Genomic DNA, 25,325 nt, shown 5'->3' with positions numbered 1-25,325 from the left:
GGGGGAAGGCGCGCCGGGTAAGTACGCCCACAAGAGGGTAATTGTAGCACCGGCGCTGATGCCTTGAGGCGCAACAGCAGGCAACGACGGCGCCTGTGTTATGAATACGTTTCAGGTGCAAGGATGGAGGCGGCATGGACAAGATGATGCTGGCGGCGCTGGTGTGGTGGGCTTGCCTGGCAGCGCAGGCGGCGCCGCTGCGTTTGCAGGCGAGCAAGGACCCCGTGGCACCTGGCGGCTCCGTCACTGCCAGCGCGCAAGGCGCGCTGATACGCTACCGGGGCTGGTTGCTGGCCGTCGATATAGCAGCGCCGGCGGCGCGGCCCGATGTCCTGCTGCGTTCGGCGGATGGCAGGCAGGCGCCGCAGTTGCAGATCGGCGTCACCGAGCGCGCCTTGCCCGCCTGGTCAGCCATCGAGCTGGTCAAGGGACGCACGCACCTGCGCATCACGGCCTTGCCCGGGCCGGACGAGGTTCCCGCGCTGCTGCTGGACTTTGGCGATGCCGATTACCGCATCGTGATTCCCGCCGCTGCCATAGCACGGCCAGCCTATCGGCTGTTGGCGCAGCGTTTTCCCGGCGCCGACCTGGCCCTGCTGCTGCAGGATGGACGGCGCGTGATGCTGCCCTTGGGAAACCCTCGAGCGCAGGTGTTTGGCGCGCAGCAAGGCGTACCTTACCGGTTTTCAAAGATCAAACGCTAGACGAAAAAAAGCCACTCCCGCAGGAGTGGCTCAGCTGACAAGCGCGCGTGAGCGGCTGATCGTTTCTTGTTACTCAGCGCCCATTTCTTTGAGCAGGTTGTCTGCGCGGTCGATGTGTTTCATGTTCCACAGCATGTAGCGCAGGTCGACCTGGATCGAACGGGTGTTGGCCTTGTTGTAGTCCCAATCGGAAATGATCGAGTCCAAGGTGCCATCGAAGGCCAGACCGATGAATTCGCCTTTTGCATTCAGGGCAGCCGAACCGGAGTTGCCACCGGTGATGTCCAGAGTCGCCAGGTAGTCGACCGGCACGGTTTTCAGTTTCGGATCAACAAATTTGCCGAAGTCCTTGGCTTTGATTGCAGCCAGTTGATTCGCCGGTGCATTGAATTCACCTTCGCCCGTGGCTTTGGCAGTGATGCCCTTGACGGTGGTAAACGCGCTCCAGGTGGTGCCGTCGGCGCCGTGGTCACGGCCGGCAACTTTGCCGAACGTCACGCGCAAGGTGCTGTTGGCGTCAGGATAGACGGCCAGTCCCTTGCTCTTCATGAAGGCAATTTTTGCTTTCATGTAGTTGGCGTAGGCTTGCTGGATCTTGCCGGCCAGTTCTTCGTCTTCCGCTTCGTTTTTCAGCGAATCGGGATACATGGCAACGGCTGCCTGGATGAAGCTATCCTTGCTGGCCTGGAATTCGGCTGGCGTGCGTTTCAGCCATGCTGCGCGTTCTTCCTTGTCGCCCAGTTTGCTGCCGGCATACAGTTTGTCCAGCGCGGTGGACAGTTCGGCGGCCGACATGCCATCCTTGATGCCGATGGCGGCGTCGAAGCTGGCGCGGCGTTGTGCTGCCGGTTGCGCGGCGTACTTGCTCAGGCTGTTCAATACCAATGCCTTGTCGACTGCTTCATCGTAGGTGCGCTCGACCGACGTGATGCCCGAGGCCAGGCGCGGCAAATCGCGCGTCTGGTAGCCGGACTTGCGTTCCGTGTCGGCCTTGGTGCTCTCGTTGGACAGGCGGTACAAGCTGCGTGCTGTGCTCAGCAGGCGCGGCTGTGCGTAGCTGAGGAAGAAGTCGCGCTTGGTGTCGGCATCGCGCTCGGCGATCAGCTTTTCCACTTGCTCGATATCGCCGGCAAATTCAGCCTTGCGTGCAGGATTGGCGTTGACCCATGCTTTCATGTCATTGTGTTGCGTCGTCTTGCGCGCCAGGAAGTCGCTGCCAGCGTAGGAATCGAGCATGCCTTGGCGGTTCTTGTAGTAATTATTGACGCCAGCGACCTGACCCGCGTATTTCAGGGCAACATCCTTGTTGTCCTTGGTTTCGCGCGCGATGATGGCCAGGGTTTCGCCCGACGCTTTTACGAAGGCCGGATAGTTCCAGTCAAACGTGTAAGCCACTTCCGATGGCAGGCGGTGACGGTTGGTGCGGCCAGGGTAGCCGAGGACCATCACGAAATCGCCTTCTTTCAAGCCATCCTTGGCCAGTTTCAGCACGTGTTTAGGCTGGTAAGGCACGTTGTCCTTGCTGAAGTCGGCAGCTTTGCCGTCGCGGCTGACGTAGGCGCGGTAGAAACCGTAGTCGCCGGTGTGACGTGGCCACATCCAGTTGTCGACGTCGCCGCCAAACTTGCCCACGCCCGCTGGAGGCGCGTGCACCAGGCGCACGTCGCGGATTTCCAGTTGCTTGATCAGGTAGAACTCCAGGCCGCCGTAGTAGGCCGACACGGTGCAGCGGAAACCGGCTTCTTTTTCGCACTCTGCGACCAGTTTTTTCTGGTTTTTCTCGATCGCGTCGATGCGTGCCTTGCCTTGCAGCTTGGCTACGTCGGCGCTGATGATCTTGTCGCTGACATTGGTCACGGCCGAGGTGACGAAGATGCGGCTACCAGGAGCGGCCGGCAATTCTTCCGCGAACGTCTTGGCCAGGAAGCCGTTAGCCAGCAAATCGCGCTCTTTGGTCGAATTGACCGCCACGCTGTTGTAGACGCAATGGTGGTTGGTGGCAACCAGGCCTTGCGGCGAGACGAACGAGGCCGAGCAGCCGCCCAGGCTGACGATGGCACCCATCGGGAACTCGGTCAGTTTGGTCAGGGTGGTCGGATCGAGTTTCAGTCCGGCCGCTTTCAGTTCCTTGGCTACTTGTGGCAGCTGTTGGGGCATCCACATGCCTTCGTCGGCGTGTGCGAAGTTGCTCAGGATGGCGAGCGCGATTAAAGATTTTTTCATTCGAGTTCTAGTCTTTTTACATGGTGGGAAGGCGGAACCAACGTGTACCCAGTGTTTTTCTCAGCGGGCGAGGCATAGTATCCGTATCGAACTCGCACTAGTCAATCACATTTTCCGGGCGGCATGGTTGCATTTATTTGTTTTAATGGACACAACTTCCAGTGGTGCAGTGGCAGGAGCCGCTTGCCAGTGTCATTTTCCCGGTGCCAGCGCCGTGGTATTTGTGCGTACTTGCCTTGGCGCCAGGTGATATTGATGCCGCAGCATAAGCCGCAGCATAAAAAGTCCAGCGCCCTTGCGTCGCGCATGCAAAAGCCCGCCTGGCTGCGTGCAGCGAGGCGGGCTTGTCATGCTGCAAGGCCGTGCTTAATCAGCCTTAATCGGCCTTGATCGCTTCTACCTGGATGGCCAGCTTGACTTCCGGCGAGAACGCCGGCATGCCGTAGTTCAGGCCAAAGTCGCTGCGCTTGAATTGCGCACTGGCGTCAGCGCCGCACACTTCGCGCTTGTAGCGCGGGTGCATGATGCACTTGAATTTACTCACGTTCAATGTGACGGGCTTGGTCACGCCCAGCAGGGTCAGTTCGCCGTTCACTTCCACCAGCTGATCGCCGTTGAACTTGAACGACGTGCTCTTGTAAGTGATTGCCGGGAATTTTTCCACGTTGAACATGTCCGCTTTTTTTGCGTGCGTGTTCATGGCGTCGAAGCCGAAATCGATCGAATCGGCATCGATGACCAGGTCCAGGCTGCCTGTCTTGGCGGCACGGTCCAGTGTCACGCTGCCCTTGGTTTTGTTGAACTTGCCACGCCAGACGGACAGACCCATGTGATCGGCTTCAAAGCTGGGGAAGGTATGCGTCGGGTCGAGGTTGTAGGTGTCGGCGGCGGCCATGGCCGAACCAGCGCTGGCAGCGGCCAGCACGGCGATCATCAAGTGCGAAAATTTCATGCAGATCCTATAGTTGAACAGGTGGTGGGGTTGTTTTTGGTAACGACTGAAAAACGTTCAGGACAAGGCGCCTTGCCTGGTGCAGTACGAAAAGCACAAGGTGGAAAACCGGGCAAGAGCAACGCAGCCATGGACGTTTTCTCAGGTGTTACTGGGCGGCGACGTGGAATTTGATGGTGACTTCATCGGCAACCATGCTGGTGTCTTTCCACTCGCCTTCGCCGATGTTGTAGGTCAGGCGCTTGATCGGCAGGGCGCCGTCAAATGCGTATTTGCCGCCATCGGCTTTCACCGTCATGGGGAAGCTCACGTCGCTGGTCTTGCCCTTGATGCTCAGTTTGCCGCTCACGGTCAGCTTGCCGGCGCCGGCGGCCTTGATGCTGCTCGAGACAAACGTGGCTTTCGGGAACTGGGCCGAGTTGAACCATTCTTTCTTGGCCACTTCCTTGTTGTACTCCGGGTCGCCGATATCGATGCTGGCCGTGTCGATTTCAACTGACGCTTTCGAGGCATCCGGCGTGGCCGGGTTGTAATCGATGGCGATATTGAATTTCTTGAACTTCGCTTCCACGGGGACGTTCATTTGCTTGAACGCGGCCGACACGCTGGTCTTGGCGGGATCGACTTTCAGCACGGTGGCCGCGGTGGCGGCCACGGATAGGCCCAGCAGGGAAGCGAGGACGATGCGTTGGGTGGTGTTCATCTTGTTTTTTCCTGTGTTTCAGTGAGCAAAGGGAGGACGTTATGGCAGCATGCGTTTAAGTACGCCATCGCGGTTGATAAAATGGTGTTTCAGCGCTGCCAGCACATGGGCGGCCACGGCGGCGGCCATCGTCATGTTCAGAACATAATGAATCTCTTTTAGAAGTGGCTTAAGCTCGGGGTTCGGCGCCATGATGACCGGCAGCTGGAACAGGCCCAGATAGATGACCGGCACGCCGGCCGCCAGGGTGTACAGGTAGCCTGAAATGGGTACGGCGAAGATCAGCAGGTACAGCAGCACGTGCACGGCGTCGGCCGCCTTTTTTTGCCAGGCAAGCATGCTCGACGGGTGCGGCGGCGGCACGTTGGCCTTGCGCCACAGCAGGCGGATGGCGGCGACGGCGAGCACAGTTATGCCCAGCCATTTGTGCCAGGAGAAATATTTGAGTTTGGTGGGCGTCAAGCCGGGAATGTCTGTCATGACCAGGCCCATGACAAAGGCGCTGATGATCAGCAGGGCACTTAGCCAGTGCAGGAGGATGGCGGTGGTCGTGTAGCGTTGCATCGGCGGCTTTCTTGAAAGTAGTACGTGTCAGGACTAATTGGCCTTAATATACCAAAGAAAATCAAATTGCGCTGCGTGCTGCTAATTCTATAAGAAAGATGACTGGAAAAACCGCAGGGCGGGCGGTAATGCCGTTCAGTTAAGGATTTTGGCGTGATTTATGAGCGCCAGTAAATTCGCTAACCCCAGTCCTGGTTCTTGGGCTAAAAATAGCTTCACTAACACACTAACTGAACGCCATTACAGGGCGGGCGGCGTTTGTGCGCTGGCCGCCCTGCGGGAGTGGATCTGCCTGATGCGGATCGCGGTGCTCGCTTAGATCGCCTTGGCCAATTGCGCTGCGATGCCGATGTAGTTAGCTGGCGTCATGCTCAGCAGCACTTGCTTGGCGTCTTGCGGGATGGCCAGGCCATTGACGAAGGTTTGCAGCGCCTCTTTCGAGATGCCCTTACCGCGCGTCAATTCTTTCAGTTGCTCGTACGGATTTTCGATGCCATAGCGGCGCATCACGGTTTGCACGGGCTCGGCCAGCACTTCCCAGGTGGCGTCCAAGTCTTGCGCCAGACGCGCGTGGTTCACTTCCAGCTTGTTCAGGCCGCGCAGGCAACTGTCATACGCCAGCAGGGTGTAGCCCAGGCCCACGCCGATGTTGCGCAGCACGGTCGAATCGGTCAAGTCGCGCTGCATGCGCGAGACGGGCAGTTTTTCCGACAGGTGTTTCAGCACGGCGTTGGCCAGGCCCAGGTTGCCTTCGGAGTTTTCAAAGTCGATCGGGTTGACCTTGTGCGGCATGGTCGACGAACCGATTTCGCCGGCTTTCAGTTTTTGCTTGAAGTAGCCCAGCGACACGTAGGTCCAGATGTCGCGGTTCAGGTCCAGCAGGATCGTGTTGGCGCGCGCGAAGGCATCGAACAGTTCGGCCATGTAGTCGTGCGGCTCGATCTGGATGGTGTACGGGTTGAAGACCAGGCCCAGGCGCTGTTCGATGACGGCCTGCGAGAAGGCCGGCCAGTCGAAGCCGGGGTAGGCCGACAGGTGGGCGTTGTAGTTGCCGACGGCGCCATTCATCTTGCCGAGGATTTCCACCTGTTCGATGCGTTTCACCGCGCGCTGCAAACGTGCCACGACGTTGGCAAACTCCTTGCCCAGGGTGGTCGGGCTGGCCGTCTGGCCGTGCGTGCGCGACAGCATCGGCACGTCGGCATTGTCGTGCGCGATCTGCGTCAGCTTGGCCACCAGGCCCTGCAATGCGGGCAGCATCACTCCATCGCGTGCGGCTTTCAGCATCATGCCGTGCGAGGTGTTGTTGATGTCTTCCGAGGTGCAGGCGAAATGGATGAATTCCGATGCCGCCACCAGTTCCGGCACGTCCGCCACTTGTTCCTTCAGCCAGTACTCGACGGCCTTGACGTCATGGTTGGTGACCGCTTCGATGGCCTTGATGCGGGCCGCGTCGGCTTCCGAGAAATCCGCCGCCATCTTGTCGAGCAAGGCGCTCGCTTCTGCCGAGAAAGGCTTGATTTCGGCGAAGCCGGCTTGCGATAGTGCTTGCAGCCAGGAGATTTCCACTTTCACGCGGTGGTGCATGAAACCGGCTTCGGACAGGATCGGGCGCAGCAGATCGGTCTTGCTGGCATAGCGGCCATCGAGCGGAGACAGGGCCGACAGCGTGGAATACGGAGTGATAGAAGTCATGAGAGCGGACGCAAGTTAAAGAAACGGTTGGCGTGTGGCGCGCGGGGAGGGTAGGATTATTGCAATTAAGCAATTTTTCGGCGCCACAGATAAATGCCGATTTTACCACCGCTGGCCGTTCGCTAGCCGTCGGTCGGCTGCCGATGGCCGCCATTTCGGACGAATCCGGACTCGATGCGGCATGCCTGCCACACTATGCGGACCGCTGGGCGCGTGCGACCAAACGCCGCTGCCGCCGATGTTATACTGCTCGCTGCTCCTTTACCTTAAAGTACCTATGAAACTGATCGGCTCCCTCGCCAGCCCGTATGTCCGCAAAGCCCGTATTGTGCTGGCGGAAAAAAAGCTCGACTATGTTTTTGAGCTGGAAAACGTGTGGGTGCCAGAAACCCGCATCGCGCAGGCCAATCCCTTGGGCAAGGTGCCCTGCCTGGTGATGGAGGATGGCAGCACCTTGATCGATTCGAAAGTCATCGTCGAATACCTCGACACGCTGACGCCAGTGTGCAAGTTGCTGCCTGCCGGCGGCAATGGCCGCGAGCGCGCCGATATCAAGAACTGGGAAGCGCTGGCCGACGGCATCCTCGATGCAGGCGTGCTGGTGCGCCTGGAGCGCACGCAGCGTCCGCCCGAGCAGCAAAGCGCGGCCTGGATCGCGCGCCAGCTCGACAAGATCATCCTGGGTCTCGCAGCGCTGGAAACGCGTCTGGGCGAGAGTGCGTATTGCGCCGGCAAGAACTATACGCTGGCCGACGTGGCCGTGGGTTGCACCTTGGACTGGCTCAGCTTCCGCTTCCCGGAAATCGACTGGCGCGCCGCGCATCCGGCGCTGGCACGTCTGTTCGACAAACTGTCCGAGCGACAATCGTTCAAGGATACCGTGCCGCAGTGAGCGTGCGCTGAGCGGTCGCGCGTCGAAGGCCGGGCAATCGCCGACAGCGGGCGCCAAGGCGCCGGACAGCCCTGAGTACAGACGTAAAAAAACCGGCACGCATGCCGGTTTTTTTACGCTACTGCCGAAGCTTTACTCTTCCACAGCCATCTGGCTTTGCAGGTAGTTCTGGATGCCGACTTTGGCGATCAGGTCGATCTGCGTTTCGAGCCAGTCGATGTGCTCTTCCGTGTCTTCCAGGATCATCAGGAACAGGTCGCGCGAGACGTAGTCGCCGGCTTTTTCGCTGATGGCGATGCCTTCCTTGACGGTGGCGTGCGCGGCGCGTTCCAGTTTCAAGTCGCATTCCAGCATTTCCGGCGTGTTCTCGCCGATCAGCAACTTATGCAGCGCTTGCAGGTTCGGCAGGCCGTCGAGCATCAGGATGCGGTCGATCAGCTTGTCGGCGTGTTTCATTTCGCCGATCGATTCTTCGTATTCTTTCTTGCCCAGCTTTTCCAGGCCCCAGTGCTTGTACATGCGTGCATGCAGGAAGTACTGGTTGATGGCCGACAGTTCATTGGTGAGCTGTGCGTTGAGCATACGGATGACTTCTTTATCGCCCTTCATGGGATGTCCTTTGTTCTGTGTCGCGTTTGATGATGAAACCGGAGGCTGCTGGCGTTCACTGCCGGGTGGCACATGGCTGCCTGGTGGCGCGCAGTTTTTTGGTCTCGCTATGCCCGCATAATAGCGCAAAATATCGGCGATTTCGGGCGGGAAACGGTATTTTTCCGTCTTTTTAACGTAAATAACGTGCGAATAAAACCCATTCTCAAATGGATTGTCCGATCTTTCCGTTTTTTATTTGTGAAGGAAAATGAAGGCCATTCTCATTCGCGTTCCTGCTGCCACTTTGTTGCCGTTGGCGTGTGTGCTTGGCGGCCTTGAAACGGGCGAAAATATTTGCGCCGTTCTTGCTTTGACGTATTCTTGGCCGCCGTCGGCGATGCGATAATCGGGCAGCGATTTTACTGAAAAAAGGATAGCAAAATGATGCTGCATATACCCGGCGTGCTGACGCCGGAACAGGTCACGCAGTTTCGCCAGCGTCTGGCGCAGACGGACTGGGTCGATGGGCGCGCCAGCGTCGGGGCGCAAGGGGCGCAGGTCAAGCGCAACCGCCAACTGGCCGAGGGCTCGCCGCTGGCGCTGGAGCTGGGCGAGATCGTCAGCCGCGCATTGATGGCCAATCCACTGTTTTTTTCGGCCGTGCTGCCGCTGCGCATCCTGCCGCCATTCTTCAATAGCTACGCCGGTGGCGAGCACTATGGCCTGCATATTGACGGCGCTATCCGCACGCCGAAAAACGGCATGCAGTCGATGCGCGCCGACGTCTCGTCGACTGTGTTTCTGAGCGAGCCGGACGAGTATGAAGGCGGTGAACTGGTGGTGGTCGATTCCTACGGCACGCATGAAGTGAAACTGCCGGCCGGCGACGTGATCGTGTATCCGTCGAGCAGCGTGCATCAGGTGCTGCCCGTCACCAGCGGCGAGCGCATCTGCTCTTTTCTGTGGACGCAAAGCATGGTGCGCGAGGATTGGAAGCGCAGCATGTTGTTCGAGCTCGATCAGAACATCCAGAATGTGCGTGGCGAGCACGGCGACTCACCGGCGACGGTGGGCTTGACGGGCCATTATCACAACCTGCTCAGGATGTGGGCGGAGATCTAAAAAAGGGGGGCGTAGGGCTGGGGTCAGACCCCCGGCGACGTTGGCGCTGAACTTTGCGTTGGCGGTGTTGAGGGTCTGACCCCATAGTGGGCTGTGGCAAAAAAAAGTCTGCCTGGCCCGGGGATGTAGGCTGGCAGACTGAAACAAGCAGTTGCTTGATTGGTACAGAAAACACGCTGCAGAAAAGCCAGCAGGGCACACCCGCTGCGCTGCCTGCCGGAAGGTTAGCTCAGTTGGAAGGTCAGTGGCACCAGCACATACACGGACATGGGTTTGCCGTTCTCTATCATCGGCTTGAACAGCGCGCGCTGCGCAGCCTGGCGGCCCGCTTCATCGAGATTGCCGTAGCCGCTAGATTTATGCACCAGGATTTGCTCAGGCAAGCCCTTTTCATTGATCAGGATGCGCAATACCACGGTACCGCTCTCGCCCAGACGGCGCGACAAATTCGGGTAGATCAGTTGCGGTGCCTTGACGTATTCGACGCTGTTGACGGTGCGCGGTGCCGCTGGCGCCGGTGGTGAGGGCGCCGGTGTCGATGGTGCTGCCGGCGCGGCTGTGGCCACGGGGGCTGCTTCGGCACGCGTCGGTTGTGGCGGCGTGATCGTCGGTTCGCTCGGCGCCACGGCGATCAGCGGCAGTGGCGGGATCACGGCGCGCGGCACGGGAGCGCTCAGTTCGACGGTTTTTGGCACCGACGCTGCCGGCGGCTTGGGCGGCGCTGGCGGGGCGATGATGCTGATGGTGGTGATGGTCGGTATGGTTGCCGTGACGACGCGGCTCAGCAGGCCGCTCTGGATGGCGTAAAAGCCGGCGATATGCAGAACGACGATGGCCATCAGCGGCGCAAACTTGTTGCGCTTCTTGTCGAAGTCGGCAAATTGTTGCACGGCCTGCACCGTTACGGGCGGGGGCATCATCGTCATGGCGGTCGTCGCTTTCTTCAGTTTGTCAGTACAGCTCGCATCATTACGCTCGCATCAATACTGTTTCTTGCATCACTGCGGTGGCGCCCAGGTGATCGTTCAGCACGTCGCGCGCGCAGGTGTGGCATTTGCCGCAGCAGGTGGCCACGCCCAGGTCGCGGCGCAGTTCGGCCATGCTCGACAGGCCAAGATCGACGGCTTGACGGATTTCACGATCAGATATGTTGTTGCAGACACATACAATCATTGATGCACCTTCTGGCTGGATGATGAATGGACACTAGGTTCTCAAAGCATTGTTGCTAGTGTTTTAATGAGAATCATTATCATTAAGTTTCATTGTCGCGCAAAGCGCAGGACAATGCAAGCGATTTTGATCTGGCGTGCGGCGCTTAGCGGCCAGGTGTGGCATGTCGATATGTGCTTCTGGTCCATGGCCTAGCCCTTGACAGGGGCTACTCTCCGGGGCAAATAAAAACAATTCGCATTCATGTTTATAATGCTGGTATTGTTTCGGATGGTCGCCGTCTGGACAGTTTGAAAGGCCGCTTGTCGGTAAAGCGCAACAGTTGCGTTTACCTCACAACAGCCAAGTCAAACGCGATGCGCCGCGCGCCGCAGTATGTCCCCGGTGTGTTTAATTTGAACGGAATTTGCTCATGACTCTAGTTCCACCCTCGATGACGCTCGACGCGCTGGCAGTCGGCCAGAGCGGCACGGTGTTGCATATCACTCCCTACACGGCAGGACAGACGGACGACGGCGTCGACCTCGCCCGCCGCTTGATGGAGCTCGGTTTTGTTCCTGGCGAACGACTGCGCATGCTCAAGCGCGGCATTCCCGGCGGCGATCCGCTGGCCATCAAGGTCGGCAATGCCACGTTCGCACTGCGCCGCTTCGAAGCGGCGCTGGTGACGATTCAACCGCTGCTTCAACCGGAATGACCATGGGTGCTGTCGAAACTATTGTCGATGCGGGCTTGCATAAGCCGCTGCATCAGCCACAAATTGCCTTGCTGGGCAATCCGAACTGCGGCAAGACTGCCCTCTTCAACCGCCTGACGGGCGCGCGCCAGAAAGTGGCGAACTACGCTGGCGTGACCATCGAACGCAAGGAAGGGCATTTCACTTCGCCCGCTGGCAAGCCCGTGCGCCTGCTCGATTTGCCGGGTGCCTACAGCCTGTCCGCCACTACGCCCGACGAAGCCATCACGCGCGACGTGGTGGGAGGCGTGCGCAAGGGGGAAGCGCGTCCGGACGCCATCATCTGCGTGGTTGACGCCACCAATTTACGCCTGAACTTGCGTCTGGTGCTGGAAGTCAAACGCCTGGGCCTGCCCATGCTGCTGGCGCTGAACATGACGGACGTAGCGCGCAAGCGCGGCATGCGCATCGATACGGCCAAGCTGTCACGGGAACTGGACATGCCCGTGGTGGAAACCGTCGCGGTGCAGCATGATGGCGAAAAAGCTTTGTTGGGCGCGATTGACGCCATGCTGCCGCTGCCGGCCGTGCAAGCGAAACCGCTGGCCGCCATCGATGCCATCACCGTTGAAGAAACCCAGCGCGAAGTGCGCCGCATCCTGGCCGCCGTCAGCAACGACAGCGCCGACACGGGCAACCTGACAGAAAAAATTGATGACGTGGTGCTGCACCCCGTGTTCGGCCCCATCATCCTGGCCGTGCTGATGTTCCTGATCTTCCAGGCGGTGTTTGCCTGGGCCGCCACGCCGATGGAAATGATCACCGATGGCGTGGGCCACCTGGGCGCCTTGCTGACAGCGAACATGCCCGACGGCCATCTGAAAAGCTTGCTGGTGGAAGGCATCATCGGCGGCGTCGGCAGCGTGCTGGTATTCCTGCCGCAAATCCTGATTTTGTTCTTCTTTATTCTCAGCCTGGAAGACTGCGGCTACCTGCCGCGCGCGGCCTTCCTGCTGGACCGTCTGATGGGTGGCGTGGGCCTGTCGGGCCGCGCCTTCATCCCGCTGCTGTCGAGCTTTGCCTGCGCCATTCCCGGCGTGATGGCGGCGCGCACCATCCAGAACCCGCGCGACCGCCTGGTCACCATCATGATTGCGCCGCTGATGACATGCTCGGCGCGCCTGCCCGTGTATGCGCTGATCATCGCCGCCTTCATCCCGCAGCGCCAGGTGTGGGGCTATCTGAGCCTGCAAGGCCTGGTGCTGTTTGTCCTGTACTTCGCCGGCATCATCTCGGCCATGGCCGTGGCCTGGGTCATGAAGCGCAGCATGGGTGTGCGCAGCAAGCAGCCGCTGATGCTGGAACTGCCGGCCTACCACTGGCCGCATCTGCGGAACTTGTCCGTCAGCCTGTGGGAGCGCGCGAAGATATTCCTGACGCGCGTCGGTACCATCATCCTGAGCCTGATGATCATCCTGTGGTTCCTCAGCACCTTCCCCGGCGCGCCGGACAATGCGATTCATCCGCCTATCTATTACAGCCTGGCCGGCATTCTGGGCCGCAGCCTGGAAGTGATCTTCGCGCCCATCGGTTTCAACTGGCAGATCTGCATCGCGCTGGTGCCGGGCATGGCGGCGCGCGAAGTGGCCGTCGGCGCGCTGGGCACCGTGTATGCGCTGTCGCAAACGGGCGATGCGCTGGCCACCACTCTGGAGCCGCTGATTGCCCATTCGTGGTCGATGGCCACCGCACTGTCGCTGCTGGCCTGGTATGTGTTCGCGCCGCAGTGCCTGTCCACCCTCTCCGTGGTGAAACGCGAAACGGGTGGCTGGCGCTATTCGCTGCTGATGGCCGGCTATATGTTCGCCCTCGCTTACGCCGCCTCGTTCATCACGTATCGCCTCGCCCTGTTGCTGGGCGCTTAGGAGAAAAGCATGTGGCAAACCCTCATTGTCGCCCTGATCGTCGCCGCCGCGCTGCTGCACTTTTCGACCAGGTATCTGCCCGCTGGCGTGCGCCGCGCCATCGTGCGTGGCCTGGTGCGCTGCAGCTTCGATGAGGCGAAAATGTCGACCTTGTTCAAGGTGGCAGCCGGTTGCGCCAGCGGCTGCGGTTCCTGTGGCTCTTGCGACAGCCCGCCGCCGTCCGCCACGCCGCCGGCCGATGGCAGCAGCAAGCGCGTGATCCTGATGCAGGTGCGGCGCTAAGGCTGATATACGTGTAGCCACCGGTGCGCCCGTCGGCTACACTGGACTGTGCGCATAGCAAGGAGTGGCAATGGCGATACTCTTGATCTTCATGTTTTTGTTTGCGCTTGCTGCCTGCTTGCTGGCCAGCCGGCGTGGCCGCCACGCGCGATTCTGGTTCTGCATCGGCCTGGTCCTCGGGCCATTTGCCTTGCTGGCGGTGGCTGCCTTGCCGCCTGTCACGCGGCCCTGAACGAAAAAAACCCGCTGCTGCGGGTTTTTTTACGCCGCTACAGCGCTAGGTCTTGCCGGCCAGCTTGTCGACGACTGGTGCCAGCGCGGCCGGGCGACAGCCAAAGGCAGCCAGGCGGCCTTGCGCCTGTGGCGCCAGATCCAGGTCGTAGGGCAAACGGCCCGCTACCAGCCACAGTTTATCTTGCGCCAGGGCGTCGATGAGGCGGCGCTGGCCGTCGATGAACATGGCGTTATACGTTTGCAGCACGATTTGTTGCGCGCCTTGCGCAAAAGCAATGGCGGCAGCCACTTCCTCGTCCAGCGCTTCAGCCGACAGTGCATATTCGCGCACGTCCAGGCCCGCTGCGAGCAGCGCCGGCAGCATCGAGCTGCGCGCTTCCTTGTTGCGGCCCAGCGCCACTTCGTCGATTTCGCTGCGCGAGCGCACTTCTACCGTCAGCAGGGTCACGGGCAGGCCAGGGTCAAGCGGGCGGTACGCGCCTTGCACGCGCAAGGCCGCTGTTTGCAGTCGCTGCGACAGTGCCATGGCAGACGCTTGCATCAGTGCGGGCGGAACCACGGGGCGCGTGCGCCAGTCGCACACGGCGCGGTTGCGCTTGAGTTCAGCGACGCGCGCGAGCGCTGCGTCGATGCGCGCCATGGCGATGTCACCGCGTTCCACGGCGGCGATGACGGCCTCGATGGCAGCCGTTTGCTGCGCTTCGCGGTGCGAGATCAGGACGATGTCGGCGCCTGCCTGCAAGGTCGCGATGGCACCCTGGGCGATGCCGATGCCGTCGGCAATGGCTGCCATTTCCAGGCAATCGGTAATGACCACGCCCTGGTATTTCAATTCGCCGCGCAGCAAGTCCGTCAGCACGCCTTTGGACAGGGTGGCCGGCACGCTGGTATCGGCCTCAAAAGCGGGGAAGACCACGTGCGCCGTCATGATGGCGTCCACGCCGCCGGCGATGGCCGCGCGGAAGGGGGCCAGTTCCACGGCGTGCAGGCGTTCCTTGTCGTGCGGCACCAGCGCCATGGCGTAATGCGTGTCGATGGCCGTGTCGCCGTGGCCGGGGAAATGCTTGGCAGTGACGGCCACGCCGCTGGCGCGCTGGCCGCGCATGGCAGCCATGCCGTAGTCGATGACGGTAGCGGCATCTTCGCCATACGCGCGCACGCCGATGACGGGGTTGTTGCGGTTGTTGTTCACGTCCAGCACGGGGGCGAGCAGCATATTGATGCCGAGCTGGCGCATCTCATCGCCGCTGATCTGGTTCATGCGCTCGCAGTCTTCGATGGAGCCCGCTGCCTGGAAGGCCATGGCCGCAGGTATCGGCGTGACGCCCTGCTCGATGCGCATCACCATGCCGCCTTCCTGGTCGATGGCGATCAGCAGCGGCGTGTCGGATACCTCCGCGTTGATTTCTTGCAGCTCGCGGCACAGGGCCGATACCTGCGCGGGCGTGTGCACGTTGCGGCGGAACAGGATCACGCCGCCCACCTTCTTTTGCCGTATCAAGGTCTTGATATGCTCGTCCGCCTGCAGGGCGTCGAAGCCCACCATGAACAACTGTCCTGCTTTCTCGCGCAAACCCTGCTCCATGCTGCAACTCCTCCGGTATTTATTTTGACGACGGCATACGCATTTTGGCACCGTGGTGGCGCATCGTGGCGCTCACCGCAAAAGCTGCCTTGGTTTTGTATTTGTTTTGGTATTGTATTGGATTTGGGTTTTTGCGCAAGTGGTTATTAAGTGGTATTGCTTCGCTTATGCAGCGACCGTATCGACCCAGGCGCTGGAACGACGCTGGCTGGGCCTTGGGGCAGTAGCGGCCGAATACGGGCGGCAGTTGCGTGCGACAGCTTTGCGACTGCAGGCAGCGCACCGGCCAGCGGGGATCGTCATTAATATGCATAGTAAGCCCGGCACAGGGCAAAGATGGCGGCCGTGGCAATGAAGGTCAGCTAGCGAAAGGGTATTGGGCGCATGGGCACTGCGGTGAAGTCGGAATGATAAGGTCGAGGCTACCTTTGATTTGCGTAAGGTGATGGCGGAAAAAACGCGGCGCCCGCTGGACGCCGCGCGGCTTCAACGCTGTGCGGCGCGGATGCGTTCGATCCGTTCGGCGCTGGCCGGATGGCTCGACAGGTAAGGCGTGCCCTGTTCCAGCTTGCCCAAGGCGACAAAGACTTGCGCCAGGTGTTCCAGCGCTATGCCGTTCTGGCGCAGCATGGTAATGGCGTAGTCGTCCGCGTCGCGTTCGACGTCGCGTGAATACTTCAAGTCCAGCAGCAGCGGCGGCACGGTTGCCACCAGCGTCGACACGTCGCCAAACAGCAGTGCCGCACCGGCGCCCACGGCCGAGGTCTGGATGATGCGCCGCGTCAGGTGGCGCTGCTGCAAATGGCCCAGCTCATGCGCCAGCACGCCCATGATGGCGACATCGTCCGGCAGCAGTTCCACCATGTCATCGGTCAGCACGATATCGCCCGACGGCAGGGCAAACGCGTTCGGACCGATCTTGCTCTTGCGGAAAACGATGCGGTGCTCGGGCGTGCTGTCGCCGGGCGTGGACAGGCGCGCGAACTGGCTGCGCAAGGCTTGCTGGCGTGCCGTATCGAGCTTGCTCGCGGCAAACACGTGCTGGTCGAGGATATCGAGCACGCCCTGGCCCAGCTGGCGCTCGACGGACTGGGGAATCGCATAGGCGATGCCTTTCGCCACGACCGGCAGCAGGTACTGATAGCTGAGCCACAGCGCCAGCACGGTGGCCACCGTGGCCAGCAGGGCGCCGCGCCAGCTTTGCTGCAGCCGCACCACCCAGCCGTCGCGGTGGTGCGTGTCGTGCAGCAATGCGTTGAAGGCCGTCTGGTCGGCGATTTCCAGATAGGCGCCGTCGGGAAAGCTGACCTTGCGCACGGCGTGGCTGCTGCGTTCGGACACATGCAGCTCGCCTAGCGGGCAGCTGCGCTCGACGTCGCCCGCCAGCACGGCCACGCCATCGCGCACGGACAGTGTCACGTGGTACAGGCGCGAACTCTGGCCGTCGAAATAGCGGGCGGCCAGGGGCGCGTGGTTCGCTTGCGTGTTGGCGTCCATGCTTACAGCGACAGGTCGAAGTCCAGCAGGTCGACCATGCCTTCGCCAGTGGCAGATACCTGCTCTCCGGTGGCTGTGACAAAGGCATCGAGGCTGCCGTACACCAGCATGGAAGTCGCTTCCAGCCGGTATTTCAGCCAGCGTACATGGGCGAATGGCGAAAACAGGCCCAGGGTGACGACGATGCCCAGCAAGTTGGTCAGCATGATGAAGGTGGTGCGGCCCCATGTCAGCTGCGACTGGAACTGGTGCTGCTGCAAACGCGTGTGGTTCCAGATCAGGTTCTGGATCATGGTGAGGAACAGTGGCAGCACGATGAAGGCCCAGGCATACAGGGCGGCCACGGCGCCAAAGATGCTGCCAGCCTTGGTGACGTCATTGGCATTGGCGCTGAAGGCGGCGAAGACACTGGCGAAGACGACAAAGATCAGTACCAGGAAACCGGCCAGCAGCAGGGCGAAGAACAGCAGATAGGTCTTGTAGAAGCTGCCGACGCTGGCGTCAAAGCTGAAGTTGCGGGTGCCGAAGCGGCTATGCGTATGCTGGAAGCGCTTCAGGCGCTGGTGCAGGAAAGGCGTCATCAAGCCCAGGGTGAAGGTATTGAGGATGGGTAGCCACAGGAAGTATGTGTAAGCTTCCTTGGCGCTGCCGCCGAAACCGAAGCGTATGCCCCGGTAGCTGGTGTTGTAGAGCTTGAATTGCAGACTTTTCCAGACCAGCCATGGCATGACGGCCATCATCAGTACGAGCATGACCAAGCCCACGACGGGCGAGATCTGGAAGGCGAGGTTGTAGCCGCCGATCAGGACCAGGGCCGCGATACGGCCCTTCAGAATGGCGAGTGCATTGCCATGGTATTCGAAGCTGCTGCCGGCCAGGTGGGTGCTGGAATAGAAGTAGCGGTTGCGGCGCACCTTGGCCCAGGCCGAGTAAATGCCGAGGGTAACGATGCTCAGCAGCAGGTTGACGATCCAGATGCGGAAGTATTCGCTGCCGGTGGCGCTGAAGGTAATGGCTGCGCGTTGCGGCGTGTTGTTGTTTGTGTCGAAATCCACAGAGAGCTTCCTTGCTTATTGGAAACAAAACAAGATAAGGCAAGATTGAGAAGTTATCAATTAAAAATATTGTTTTTTGCAATTTAGTTTGCTCTGCCGCCCGCGCCACCGCGATTTTCCCGTCCCGGCTATACTAGAACTCAACCACCGCCTAACGGGAAAAACCATGATCGTCGTCCACCATTTGAACAATTCGCGCTCGCAGCGCGTACTCTGGCTGCTCGAGGAGCTGGGCCTCGACTACGAGGTCAAGCGCTATCAGCGTGATCCGAAAACCATGCTGGCGCCGGCTTCTTTAAAAGCCGTCCATCCCCTGGGCAAGTCGCCCGTGATCACCGATGGCGTCAACACGATCGCCGAATCGGGCGCCATCATCGAGTACCTGGTCGAACGCTACGGCAATGGCCGCTTGATACCGGCGGCGGGCACGCCGGAGAAGCTGCGCTGGACCTACTGGCTGCATTTCGCGGAAGGCTCGGCCATGCCGCCGCTGCTGATGAAACTGGTATTCGACAAGGTCGAATCGTCGCCCATGCCATTTTTCGTCAAGCCGATCGCGCGCGGCATCGCCAGCAAGGTCAAGAGTAGCTTCATCATGCCTAATCTCAACAGCCAACTGGCCTACATGGAAGCGCAGCTGGAAAGCGCCAAATGGTTTGCCGGCAATGAATTCACGGCGGCCGACATCCAGATGAGCTTTCCGCTGGAAGCGGCCGCCATGCGCGGCGGACTCGATGAGCGACTGCCAAAGTTGACGGCATTCCTGCAGCGCATCCACGCGCGCCCGGCCTACCAGCGGGCGCTCGAACGTGGCGGACCCTACGATTTTGCCAAATGAGAACGCCTAAGCAAACCTACTGCGCGTCGCCACTTGCGGCCTGCGATGCTCACCGTACTTGAGTACGGTTGCGCTCCTTAGCCGCAATTGACTTGCGCTCGCGACGGTTTTGTTAGGCGTTGTTACGCCGCGTAAAACCTGCCAAGCGGAATTGGCTGGCAATCGTGCTTGTGTCATACGGTAAAATGCCCGATTCAATCAGCATCTACTTATCGTATGGCCAGACTCCTCGCTATCGACGGCTTGAATATCGTACGCCGCGTCTACGAAGCCAGTCCTGAACCCGATTCCGACCTGAAGGCGGAAATCGCGCTGCGCCATGCGTTGTCGTCGTTGCGCACCCTCATCAATGATCATGAGCCGACGCATATCCTGCCGGCCTTCGATTTTGGCGGCAACACCTGGCGCCACGCTCTGTATGCCGGTTACCGCGAGGGGCGTCAGCCCATGCCACAGGTGCTGCGCGACGCCTTGCCCGGCTTCTATGCCACCCTGGCCAGCTTCGGCCTAAATGTCGTGAGTATTGCCGGAGTCGAGGCCGACGACGTGATCGGTACTGCCGTCATGCGCTGGCTGCAAGAAGGGCGCGGCGCGGCCGTCATCGCCACCACGGACAAGGATTTACATGGCTTGATCGCCCACGGCGCGCTGGTGTGGGATCATTTCAAGGGTATCTGGCACGACCGCGCCTGGGTCGAGAAAAAGTTCGGCGTGCCGCCGGAACTGCTGCCCGACCTGCTGGCGCTGATGGGCGACGTCACCGACAGCATCCCCGGCGTGTCGAAGATTGGCCTGAAAACGGGCGCGAAACTGTTGCGCGCCTACGGCAATATCGACGCCGTGATGGCCGGCGCGGGGATTTTGCCCGGTGCGCTGGGCGAAAGCCTGCGAAAAGAGCGGGAAATACTGTATCTTTCAAGAAAGTTAGTCGCGCTCAAGACGGACGTGACTTTAGGCGTGACCTGGAACAAGCTGGTGTGGGAAAAGTAAGGCACGGCGCAAGACAAGAACAATCAAGCAAGGGAAGTAAATCATGATGTTAAAAACAGTCCTGATCGATAGCAGCGCCGTGGCGCGCGGCCTGCTGAACACGGTCCTGACCGATGGCGGCTACGATGTCTGCGGGCAGACGCATACCAGTGCGCTGGGACTGGCGCTGTTGGTCAAGCACCACCCGCATTTCGTCTGCATCGCGCGCGAGCAGGTGGAAGACGGGAGCAATGTGGTGCAAACCATCCGCGCCCAGTATCCGAAGACGCTCATTTTCATGGTCTCGGGCGGCATTGACGCCGCCTCGCTGCAGGCGGCCCATGCGATGGGCGTGTCGGGTTTCATCGTCAAGCCCTTCATGGCCGACACCGTGTTGAAAACCGTGCGCAACACGGTCATTGCCATGGTGCGCAAGCAGCAGGCGCTGGCCGCCGCTGTAAAAGACACTTGATAAAATCTACTGCGCGTCGCGATTTGCGGCCGGCGATGCTCACTGGCTTGGCGCCCCCGTACTAAAGTACAGTTGCGCTTCTCGGCCACAACTCACTGCCGCTCGCTACGATTTTCTCAGGCGTTGTTATTGAGTTGGATTGGTAAAAATATACTAGCCAAACTAACTTCAGGTCAGGCCCGTCGCGCTGGCGATAATGCCACCACCGAGGCACACATCGCCGTCATACAGCACGGCCGACTGGCCCGGCGTGACGGCCCATTGCGCCTGGTCAAACGCCAGGCTGAAGTGTTCATTTCCATCCGGCAATAGCTGGCAAGCCACGTCGGCCTGGCGGTAGCGCGTCTTGGCGGACAGGGCGCCTGCCTGTGGCGCGGTGCCGGCGACCCAGCTGGCCTGGTCCGCCGTCAAGGCGGGCGACAGCAGCCACGGATGGTCATGGCCCTGCACCACCCACAGGGTGTTGTTGGCGATATCCTTGCGCGCCACATACCAGGCGTCGCTGCTGCCATCGGCATTCTGGTACGACTTCACGCCGCCGATGCCGATGCCCTTGCGCTGGCCCAGCGTATAAAAACTCAGGCCCACGTGCTCGCCCACTGTCTTGCCGTCGGCCGTTTTCATGGGGCCCGGCTGGTAGGACAGGTAGCGGTTCAAAAATTCGCGGAACGGGCGCTCGCCAATAAAACAGATGCCGGTCGAATCTTTCTTTTGCGCGTTCGGCAGTGCCAGTTGTTCGGCGATCTTGCGCACTTGCGTCTTCGGGATTTCACCGAGCGGAAACAGGGTCTTCGACAATTGCGCCTGGTTCAGCCGGTGCAGGAAGTAGCTTTGGTCCTTGCTGGCGTCGACTGCCTTGAGCAGCTCATAGCGGCCGGCATCCTGGGGCGCCTGGCGCACGCGCGCGTAATGGCCGGTGGCGATCAGGTCGGCGCCCAGGGTCATGGCGTGGTCAAGAAAAGCCTTGAATTTGATTTCGGCGTTGCACAGCACGTCCGGATTCGGCGTGCGGCCGGCCTGGTACTCGCGTAAGAAATCGGCGAACACGCGGTCCTTGTATTCGGAGGCGAAATTGACGGCTTCGATATCGACGCCGATGACATCGGCCACGCTGGCCGCATCGATCCAGTCCTGGCGCGTGGAGCAATACTCCGAATCGTCGTCATCTTCCCAGTTTTTCATGAACAGGCCGATGACTTCATAGCCTTGTTCCTTCAGCATCCATGCGGCAACCGAGGAATCGACCCCGCCGGACATGCCGATAACGACTTTCTTCTTGCTCATCTTGCTTTCCAGTGTACTTTAGATAATGTTGCTATGCGCTGTTAAAGACAGACGCATGCGTGTGCAGCAGGGCCAGCGGTGCGCGCCGGCCAGCCAGGTATTCGTCCACGCACTGCAGCACCAGAGGGCTGCGGTGGCGTTCCTGGCATGCCGCCAGTTCGTCGCGCGTCATCCACAGGGTGCGGATGATGCCTTCGTCCAGCGGGCGGTCATGCTCGGCGCCGGCCGTGCCGCAAAAGGTGAAGCGCAAATAGGTCACGTCTTCGCCCGTGCGCAGTGACTGATAGCGCGACATATACATGCCGACCAGTGCCGTGGGGATGAAATCGTAGGCCGCTTCTTCCAGCGTTTCGCGGATCACCGCCTGCTCCAGCGACTCGAACGGGTCGAGGTGACCGGCCGGCTGATTGAGCTTGATGCCTTCGCTGGTCTCTTCTTCAATCAATAAAAACAGGCCGTCGCGCTCGACGATGGCGGCAACGGTGACAGAGGGTTTCCAGATTCTCGGCATGATTCCATCCTTGAAAGAGCCGACATTTTATCTTGTTCTGCGCGCGCAGTTGGAACCGTGCCTTCTGTTGCGCGGAGATATTGATAAATGACAACGTTTTAGTCAACAGCGGTGGGAGGTACTTACGTCTTTCCCGGGGCGCGCACTAGCATGGGGGCTGAGTCGGCAAGATGGCAGGAAACGCCCGCTAATATAGGCTTTCCGCGTGGTCAAAACAAGCATGCACGCACGCCAGACTGTGGTGATATTGATACACTTTTCCCACAATATGGTCGCCGCGCCGCATGGTGAAACGAATTGGGGGATGCTGGTGAAATTAGTATCGTACAACTAAAAGTTGCTGCTTCATAAACGTTTAACGCGCTGCTTTCCGTGTTAGATTCTAGTCAGTTTATTAATTAGCGGAGGCATCATGAGGATAGGCATACCGGCCGAAACACGGCCTGGTGAAACGCGGGTGGCAGCGACGCCCGAGACAGTCAAGAAGTTGGCCGCCAAGCATCAGATCGTCGTGCAGGCCGGAGCGGGCTTGCAAGCGTCGATTCCCGACGATGCGTATGCCGCCGCCGGTGCGCAGATCGGCAGCGCCCAGGAAGCCTATGGCTGCGCCATCGTACTTAAGGTGCGCGCCCCCGATGCCGCTGAACGGGCCTTGATGGCCAGCGGCACCGTGCTGATCGGCATGCTCAACCCGTTTGACGCCGACAATATCGCCGCCATGGCCACGGCCGGCCTGTCCGCCTTTGCGCTTGAGGCCGTGCCGCGCATCACGCGCGCGCAGTCGATGGACGTGCTGTCCTCGCAGGCGAATATCGCCGGCTACAAGGCGGTGCTGGTGGCGGCCAATACCTATCAGCGCTTCATGCCCATGCTGATGACGGCGGCCGGCACCGTCAAGGCAGCGCGCGTACTGATCATGGGCGTGGGCGTGGCCGGCCTGCAGGCGATCGCCACGGCCAAGCGCCTCGGTGCCGTCATCGAAGCGTCCGATGTGCGCCCGCCCGTCAAGGAGCAGGTCGAGTCGCTGGGCGCGAAATTCCTCGACGTGCCCTTTCTGACCGATGAAGAAAAAGAAATTGCCAAGGGTTCGGGCGGCTATGCGCGCGCCATGCCGGCCGACTGGATGCGGCGCCAGGCCGAACTGGTGCATGAACGGGCGAAACTGGCTGACATCATTATCACCACGGCCCTGATCCCTGGCCGCGCCGCGCCCGTGCTGATCTCGGAAGAAACGGTGAAAGCCATGAAGCCGGGTTCCGTCATCGTCGACCTGGCCGTCGAGCAGGGCGGCAACTGCCCCCTGTCCGAACTGGGCAAGACGGTGCTCAAGCATGGCGTCTACATCGTGGGCGAGCCGAACCTGGCGACCCTGGTGGCGGCCGATGCCTCGGCCCTGTATGCGCGCAACGTGCTGGACTTTTTAAAGCTCATCATCGACAAGGGCGACCAGTTGCTGATCGACCGCGAGGATGAAATCATCAAGGCCAGCCTGGTGTGCGCGGGCAGCGAAATCTTACGTAAATAATGCAGCGCCGGAGAGAACAACATCATGGAAATCAGTCACACCATTATTAACCTGATCATTTTCGTGCTGGCCATCTATGTCGGCTACCACGTCGTCTGGACCGTCACGCCGGCCTTGCATACGCCGCTGATGGCTGTCACCAATGCCATTTCCGCCATCATCATCGTCGGCGCCATGCTGGCGGCCGGCCTGACGCAAGGTCCGCTGGCGCAGGTGGCAGGTACCCTGGCCGTGGCGCTGGCCGCCGTCAACGTGTTTGGCGGCTTCCTCGTCACGCAGCGCATGCTCGAGATGTTCCGCAAAAAAGAACCGAAGGCCAAGCAAGGAGCAAAAGAATGAGTCACGCCATGAGCTTCGTCACCATGAACCTGGTGACGATGATGTACCTGATCGCCTCGGTGTGCTTCATCCAGGCCTTGAAAGGCCTGTCGTCGCCCTCGACGGCGCGCCGTGGCAATGCCTTTGGCATGAGTGGCATGGCAATTGCCGCCGTCACCACCGTGGCGCTGATCCTCAAGCTGAAGGAACAGCAAACGGGCGGCATGGGGCTGACCCTCGTCATTATCGGCATCGTCACGGGCGGCGCCATCGGTGCCTACCTGGCAAAAACCGTGGAAATGACGAAGATGCCGGAACTGGTGGCGGCCATGCATTCGCTGATCGGCCTGGCGGCCGTGTGTATCGCCGTGGCGGCCGTGTCCGAGCCATGGGCCTTCAATATCGCCCAGCAGGGTCAGGCGTTGCCCATCGGCAACCGCTTCGAGCTGTTCATCGGCACCTTTGTCGGCGCCATCACGTTCTCCGGTTCGGTGATCGCTTTTGGCAAGCTGTCGGGCAAATACAAGTTCCGCCTGTTCCAGGGGGCGCCTGTCAGCTTCAAGGGCCAGCACATGCTCAATCTGGTGCTGGCGCTGGTGATGCTTGCGCTGGGCCTGGTGTTCTGCTTCGCCGACGCAGTGGAGCCGGCCTGGACGCCGTTCATCGTCATGGCCGTCATCGCCTTTGCGCTGGGTGTACTGATCATTATTCCCATCGGCGGCGCCGATATGCCGGTGGTGGTGTCGATGCTCAACAGTTACTCCGGCTGGGCCGCAGCCGGCATCGGTTTTTCGCTCAATAACTCGATGCTGATCATCGCCGGCTCGCTCGTGGGCTCCTCCGGTGCGATCCTGTCGTACATCATGTGCAAGGCCATGAACCGCTCGTTCTTCAATGTCATCCTCGGTGGCTTTGGCGGCGCTGCGCCGGTGGCAGGCGTGGCCGGCGCGCAGGAGCAGCGTCCCGTGAAATCGGGTTCGGCCGATGATGCCGCCTTCATCATGGGCAATGCGGAAACTGTCATCATCGTGCCCGGTTACGGCCTGGCCGTGGCGCGCGCACAGCATTCGCTCAAGGAGCTGGTGGAAAAGCTCACGCACAAGGGCGTCACCGTCAAGTATGCGATCCACCCCGTGGCGGGTCGCATGCCGGGCCATATGAACGTGCTGCTGGCTGAAGCGGAAGTGCCGTACGACCAGGTCTTCGAGATGGAAGACATCAACGGCGAATTCGGCCAGACGGACGTGGTGCTGGTGCTGGGCGCGAACGACGTGGTCAACCCGGCGGCGAAAGACCCGACATCGCCGATCGCCGGCATGCCGATTCTGGAAGCCTACAAGGCCAAGAGCATCATCGTCAACAAGCGTTCGATGGCTTCCGGCTATGCGGGCCTGGACAATGAACTGTTCTACCAGCCGAACACGATGATGGTATTTGGCGACGCCAAGAAGGTGATCGAGGATATGCTCAAGGCGGTTGAGTAGGAGGAAGTTGAGTCAGATAGCATCTTGCGCGACTGAAGATGGCCCGCCTGC

26 protein-coding genes are annotated in these 25,325 nt (G+C 60.4%); 13 read left to right on the top strand and 13 right to left on the bottom strand.

The genetic code is table 11. The annotated features are described in order from the left end of the window. The first annotated feature begins 134 nt into the window (after positions 1 to 134). The gene (locus H4V96_RS20095; protein WP_196855675.1) at positions 135 to 704 is read left to right on the top strand and encodes a hypothetical protein; all 570 of its coding nucleotides are present in this window, start codon (positions 135 to 137) and stop codon (positions 702 to 704) included. A 69-nt stretch (positions 705 to 773) separates the two neighbouring features. Here the strand turns inward: H4V96_RS20095 and H4V96_RS20090 are convergent, their stop codons facing one another. From H4V96_RS20090 to purB, 5 genes are all read right to left on the bottom strand, one after another. Next, the gene (locus tag H4V96_RS20090; protein WP_010401848.1) at positions 774 to 2,927 is read right to left on the bottom strand and encodes a S46 family peptidase; all 2,154 of its coding nucleotides are present in this window, start codon (positions 2,925 to 2,927) and stop codon (positions 774 to 776) included. A gap of 376 nt (positions 2,928 to 3,303) precedes the next feature. Continuing rightward, complete coding sequence (locus H4V96_RS20085) at positions 3,304 to 3,879, bottom strand: YceI family protein (protein WP_196855674.1); 576 nt, start codon at positions 3,877 to 3,879, stop codon at positions 3,304 to 3,306. A gap of 148 nt (positions 3,880 to 4,027) precedes the next feature. After that, positions 4,028 to 4,582: a YceI family protein gene (locus H4V96_RS20080; RefSeq protein ID WP_010401843.1), complete on the bottom strand. Its 555-nt coding sequence runs from the start codon at positions 4,580 to 4,582 to the stop codon at positions 4,028 to 4,030. A gap of 39 nt (positions 4,583 to 4,621) precedes the next feature. Next, positions 4,622 to 5,146 carry a cytochrome b gene (locus H4V96_RS20075; protein ID WP_010401842.1) on the bottom strand — a complete coding sequence of 175 codons (525 nt, stop codon included), beginning with the start codon at positions 5,144 to 5,146 and terminating at the stop codon, positions 4,622 to 4,624. 315 nt (positions 5,147 to 5,461) lie between these two features. Continuing rightward, entirely contained in the window at positions 5,462 to 6,841 is a 1,380-nt protein-coding gene (gene purB, locus H4V96_RS20070) for an adenylosuccinate lyase (RefSeq protein ID WP_010401841.1), read from the bottom strand. Positions 6,842 to 7,118: 277 nt separating this feature from the next. On the opposite strand from purB, the gene H4V96_RS20065 reads away from it, so the two are divergent. Beyond that, positions 7,119 to 7,733: a glutathione S-transferase N-terminal domain-containing protein gene (locus H4V96_RS20065; protein ID WP_010401840.1), complete on the top strand. Its 615-nt coding sequence runs from the start codon at positions 7,119 to 7,121 to the stop codon at positions 7,731 to 7,733. A gap of 132 nt (positions 7,734 to 7,865) precedes the next feature. Here the strand turns inward: H4V96_RS20065 and bfr are convergent, their stop codons facing one another. Continuing rightward, complete coding sequence (gene bfr / locus H4V96_RS20060) at positions 7,866 to 8,342, bottom strand: bacterioferritin (RefSeq protein ID WP_010401839.1); 477 nt, start codon at positions 8,340 to 8,342, stop codon at positions 7,866 to 7,868. 423 nt (positions 8,343 to 8,765) lie between these two features. Here bfr and H4V96_RS20055 point away from each other — a divergent pair, with 423 nt between their 5' ends. Beyond that, positions 8,766 to 9,446 (top strand): Fe2+-dependent dioxygenase, encoded by a 681-nt coding sequence (locus H4V96_RS20055; RefSeq protein ID WP_010401838.1) that lies wholly within the window; start codon positions 8,766 to 8,768, stop codon positions 9,444 to 9,446. 224 nt (positions 9,447 to 9,670) lie between these two features. Here the strand turns inward: H4V96_RS20055 and H4V96_RS20050 are convergent, their stop codons facing one another. After that, on the bottom strand, positions 9,671 to 10,372 hold the full coding sequence (locus H4V96_RS20050; RefSeq protein WP_196855673.1) for an energy transducer TonB: 702 nt from the start codon (positions 10,370 to 10,372) through the stop codon (positions 9,671 to 9,673). 43 nt (positions 10,373 to 10,415) lie between these two features. Continuing rightward, the gene (locus tag H4V96_RS20045) at positions 10,416 to 10,619 is read right to left on the bottom strand and encodes a (2Fe-2S)-binding protein (RefSeq protein WP_010401835.1); all 204 of its coding nucleotides are present in this window, start codon (positions 10,617 to 10,619) and stop codon (positions 10,416 to 10,418) included. A 412-nt stretch (positions 10,620 to 11,031) separates the two neighbouring features. Here H4V96_RS20045 and H4V96_RS20040 point away from each other — a divergent pair, with 412 nt between their 5' ends. The 4 genes from H4V96_RS20040 (at position 11,032) to H4V96_RS20025 (ending at position 13,734) form a co-directional block, all read left to right on the top strand. Next, the gene (locus tag H4V96_RS20040; RefSeq protein ID WP_043462955.1) at positions 11,032 to 11,316 is read left to right on the top strand and encodes a FeoA family protein; all 285 of its coding nucleotides are present in this window, start codon (positions 11,032 to 11,034) and stop codon (positions 11,314 to 11,316) included. A 2-nt stretch (positions 11,317 to 11,318) separates the two neighbouring features. Further along, entirely contained in the window at positions 11,319 to 13,220 is a 1,902-nt protein-coding gene (locus tag H4V96_RS20035) for a ferrous iron transporter B (protein WP_196855672.1), read from the top strand. Between the two features lie 9 nt (positions 13,221 to 13,229). Further along, the gene (locus H4V96_RS20030; RefSeq protein ID WP_010401830.1) at positions 13,230 to 13,502 is read left to right on the top strand and encodes a hypothetical protein; all 273 of its coding nucleotides are present in this window, start codon (positions 13,230 to 13,232) and stop codon (positions 13,500 to 13,502) included. Positions 13,503 to 13,572: 70 nt separating this feature from the next. After that, positions 13,573 to 13,734, top strand: coding sequence for a hypothetical protein (locus H4V96_RS20025; protein WP_196855671.1), 162 nt, complete (start codon positions 13,573 to 13,575; stop codon positions 13,732 to 13,734). Positions 13,735 to 13,779: 45 nt separating this feature from the next. Here the strand turns inward: H4V96_RS20025 and nagZ are convergent, their stop codons facing one another. The 3 genes from nagZ to H4V96_RS20010 all read right to left on the bottom strand — a co-directional run bounded on the left by nagZ (position 13,780) and on the right by H4V96_RS20010 (position 17,873). After that, a complete protein-coding gene (gene nagZ, locus H4V96_RS20020) occupies positions 13,780 to 15,321 on the bottom strand; it encodes a beta-N-acetylhexosaminidase (protein WP_280721126.1) in 1,542 nt (513 codons plus the stop codon). 486 nt (positions 15,322 to 15,807) lie between these two features. Next, the gene (locus H4V96_RS20015; RefSeq protein ID WP_196855669.1) at positions 15,808 to 16,818 is read right to left on the bottom strand and encodes a M48 family metallopeptidase; all 1,011 of its coding nucleotides are present in this window, start codon (positions 16,816 to 16,818) and stop codon (positions 15,808 to 15,810) included. A gap of 2 nt (positions 16,819 to 16,820) precedes the next feature. Next, positions 16,821 to 17,873, bottom strand: a complete 1,053-nt coding sequence (locus tag H4V96_RS20010) for a YjgN family protein (protein WP_196855668.1) — start codon at positions 17,871 to 17,873, stop codon at positions 16,821 to 16,823. A 166-nt stretch (positions 17,874 to 18,039) separates the two neighbouring features. Here H4V96_RS20010 and H4V96_RS20005 point away from each other — a divergent pair, with 166 nt between their 5' ends. The 3 genes from H4V96_RS20005 (at position 18,040) to H4V96_RS19995 (ending at position 20,152) form a co-directional block, all read left to right on the top strand. Then, positions 18,040 to 18,711 (top strand): glutathione S-transferase, encoded by a 672-nt coding sequence (locus tag H4V96_RS20005; RefSeq protein WP_280721125.1) that lies wholly within the window; start codon positions 18,040 to 18,042, stop codon positions 18,709 to 18,711. A gap of 216 nt (positions 18,712 to 18,927) precedes the next feature. Then, positions 18,928 to 19,701, top strand: coding sequence for a 5'-3' exonuclease H3TH domain-containing protein (locus tag H4V96_RS20000; protein ID WP_010401823.1), 774 nt, complete (start codon positions 18,928 to 18,930; stop codon positions 19,699 to 19,701). A gap of 46 nt (positions 19,702 to 19,747) precedes the next feature. Further along, positions 19,748 to 20,152, top strand: coding sequence for a response regulator (locus H4V96_RS19995; protein ID WP_196855708.1), 405 nt, complete (start codon positions 19,748 to 19,750; stop codon positions 20,150 to 20,152). Between the two features lie 168 nt (positions 20,153 to 20,320). Here H4V96_RS19995 and mnmA read toward each other — a convergent pair whose 3' ends face one another. After that, positions 20,321 to 21,436: a tRNA 2-thiouridine(34) synthase MnmA gene (mnmA, locus tag H4V96_RS19990; protein ID WP_196855665.1), complete on the bottom strand. Its 1,116-nt coding sequence runs from the start codon at positions 21,434 to 21,436 to the stop codon at positions 20,321 to 20,323. Between the two features lie 31 nt (positions 21,437 to 21,467). Then, positions 21,468 to 21,947 carry an NUDIX hydrolase gene (locus tag H4V96_RS19985; protein ID WP_010401817.1) on the bottom strand — a complete coding sequence of 160 codons (480 nt, stop codon included), beginning with the start codon at positions 21,945 to 21,947 and terminating at the stop codon, positions 21,468 to 21,470. 412 nt (positions 21,948 to 22,359) lie between these two features. Between H4V96_RS19985 and H4V96_RS19980 the strand changes: the two genes are divergently transcribed. The 3 genes from H4V96_RS19980 to H4V96_RS19970 are packed head-to-tail and all read left to right on the top strand — an operon-like array spanning position 22,360 to position 25,274. Then, entirely contained in the window at positions 22,360 to 23,472 is a 1,113-nt protein-coding gene (locus tag H4V96_RS19980) for a Re/Si-specific NAD(P)(+) transhydrogenase subunit alpha (RefSeq protein WP_010401816.1), read from the top strand. 24 nt (positions 23,473 to 23,496) lie between these two features. Further along, positions 23,497 to 23,811 carry an NAD(P) transhydrogenase subunit alpha gene (locus H4V96_RS19975; protein ID WP_010401815.1) on the top strand — a complete coding sequence of 105 codons (315 nt, stop codon included), beginning with the start codon at positions 23,497 to 23,499 and terminating at the stop codon, positions 23,809 to 23,811. Positions 23,812 to 23,819: 8 nt separating this feature from the next. Then, entirely contained in the window at positions 23,820 to 25,274 is a 1,455-nt protein-coding gene (locus H4V96_RS19970; protein ID WP_196855707.1) for an NAD(P)(+) transhydrogenase (Re/Si-specific) subunit beta, read from the top strand. Positions 25,275 to 25,325: the final 51 nt, after the last annotated feature.

This window comes from Janthinobacterium sp. CG_23.4, assembly GCF_029892305.1.
GTDB classification, from domain to species: Bacteria; Pseudomonadota; Gammaproteobacteria; order Burkholderiales; family Burkholderiaceae_D; genus Janthinobacterium; species Janthinobacterium lividum_D.
The sequence above is the reverse complement of the archived record's forward strand: the minus strand, read 5'-3'. Positions and strand labels throughout refer to the sequence as shown.

What these genes read in the sequence shown, in the direction of transcription:
- H4V96_RS20095 (WP_196855675.1), top strand. Translation starts at nt 135, where the DNA reads ATGGACAAGATGATGCTGGCGGCGCTGGTGTGGTGGGCTTGCCTGGCA.
- H4V96_RS20090 (WP_010401848.1), bottom strand. Translation starts at nt 2,927, where the DNA reads ATGAAAAAATCTTTAATCGCGCTCGCCATCCTGAGCAACTTCGCACAC.
- H4V96_RS20085 (WP_196855674.1), bottom strand. Translation starts at nt 3,879, where the DNA reads ATGAAATTTTCGCACTTGATGATCGCCGTGCTGGCCGCTGCCAGCGCT.
- H4V96_RS20080 (WP_010401843.1), bottom strand. Translation starts at nt 4,582, where the DNA reads ATGAACACCACCCAACGCATCGTCCTCGCTTCCCTGCTGGGCCTATCC.
- H4V96_RS20075 (WP_010401842.1), bottom strand. Translation starts at nt 5,146, where the DNA reads ATGCAACGCTACACGACCACCGCCATCCTCCTGCACTGGCTAAGTGCC.
- purB (WP_010401841.1), bottom strand. Translation starts at nt 6,841, where the DNA reads ATGACTTCTATCACTCCGTATTCCACGCTGTCGGCCCTGTCTCCGCTC.
- H4V96_RS20065 (WP_010401840.1), top strand. Translation starts at nt 7,119, where the DNA reads ATGAAACTGATCGGCTCCCTCGCCAGCCCGTATGTCCGCAAAGCCCGT.
- bfr (WP_010401839.1), bottom strand. Translation starts at nt 8,342, where the DNA reads ATGAAGGGCGATAAAGAAGTCATCCGTATGCTCAACGCACAGCTCACC.
- H4V96_RS20055 (WP_010401838.1), top strand. Translation starts at nt 8,766, where the DNA reads ATGATGCTGCATATACCCGGCGTGCTGACGCCGGAACAGGTCACGCAG.
- H4V96_RS20050 (WP_196855673.1), bottom strand. Translation starts at nt 10,372, where the DNA reads ATGACGATGATGCCCCCGCCCGTAACGGTGCAGGCCGTGCAACAATTT.
- H4V96_RS20045 (WP_010401835.1), bottom strand. Translation starts at nt 10,619, where the DNA reads ATGATTGTATGTGTCTGCAACAACATATCTGATCGTGAAATCCGTCAA.
- H4V96_RS20040 (WP_043462955.1), top strand. Translation starts at nt 11,032, where the DNA reads ATGACTCTAGTTCCACCCTCGATGACGCTCGACGCGCTGGCAGTCGGC.
- H4V96_RS20035 (WP_196855672.1), top strand. Translation starts at nt 11,319, where the DNA reads ATGGGTGCTGTCGAAACTATTGTCGATGCGGGCTTGCATAAGCCGCTG.
- H4V96_RS20030 (WP_010401830.1), top strand. Translation starts at nt 13,230, where the DNA reads ATGTGGCAAACCCTCATTGTCGCCCTGATCGTCGCCGCCGCGCTGCTG.
- H4V96_RS20025 (WP_196855671.1), top strand. Translation starts at nt 13,573, where the DNA reads ATGGCGATACTCTTGATCTTCATGTTTTTGTTTGCGCTTGCTGCCTGC.
- nagZ (WP_280721126.1), bottom strand. Translation starts at nt 15,321, where the DNA reads ATGGAGCAGGGTTTGCGCGAGAAAGCAGGACAGTTGTTCATGGTGGGC.
- H4V96_RS20015 (WP_196855669.1), bottom strand. Translation starts at nt 16,818, where the DNA reads ATGGACGCCAACACGCAAGCGAACCACGCGCCCCTGGCCGCCCGCTAT.
- H4V96_RS20005 (WP_280721125.1), top strand. Translation starts at nt 18,040, where the DNA reads ATGATCGTCGTCCACCATTTGAACAATTCGCGCTCGCAGCGCGTACTC.
- H4V96_RS20000 (WP_010401823.1), top strand. Translation starts at nt 18,928, where the DNA reads ATGGCCAGACTCCTCGCTATCGACGGCTTGAATATCGTACGCCGCGTC.
- H4V96_RS19995 (WP_196855708.1), top strand. Translation starts at nt 19,748, where the DNA reads ATGTTAAAAACAGTCCTGATCGATAGCAGCGCCGTGGCGCGCGGCCTG.
- mnmA (WP_196855665.1), bottom strand. Translation starts at nt 21,436, where the DNA reads ATGAGCAAGAAGAAAGTCGTTATCGGCATGTCCGGCGGGGTCGATTCC.
- H4V96_RS19985 (WP_010401817.1), bottom strand. Translation starts at nt 21,947, where the DNA reads ATGCCGAGAATCTGGAAACCCTCTGTCACCGTTGCCGCCATCGTCGAG.
- H4V96_RS19980 (WP_010401816.1), top strand. Translation starts at nt 22,360, where the DNA reads ATGAGGATAGGCATACCGGCCGAAACACGGCCTGGTGAAACGCGGGTG.
- H4V96_RS19975 (WP_010401815.1), top strand. Translation starts at nt 23,497, where the DNA reads ATGGAAATCAGTCACACCATTATTAACCTGATCATTTTCGTGCTGGCC.
- H4V96_RS19970 (WP_196855707.1), top strand. Translation starts at nt 23,820, where the DNA reads ATGAGCTTCGTCACCATGAACCTGGTGACGATGATGTACCTGATCGCC.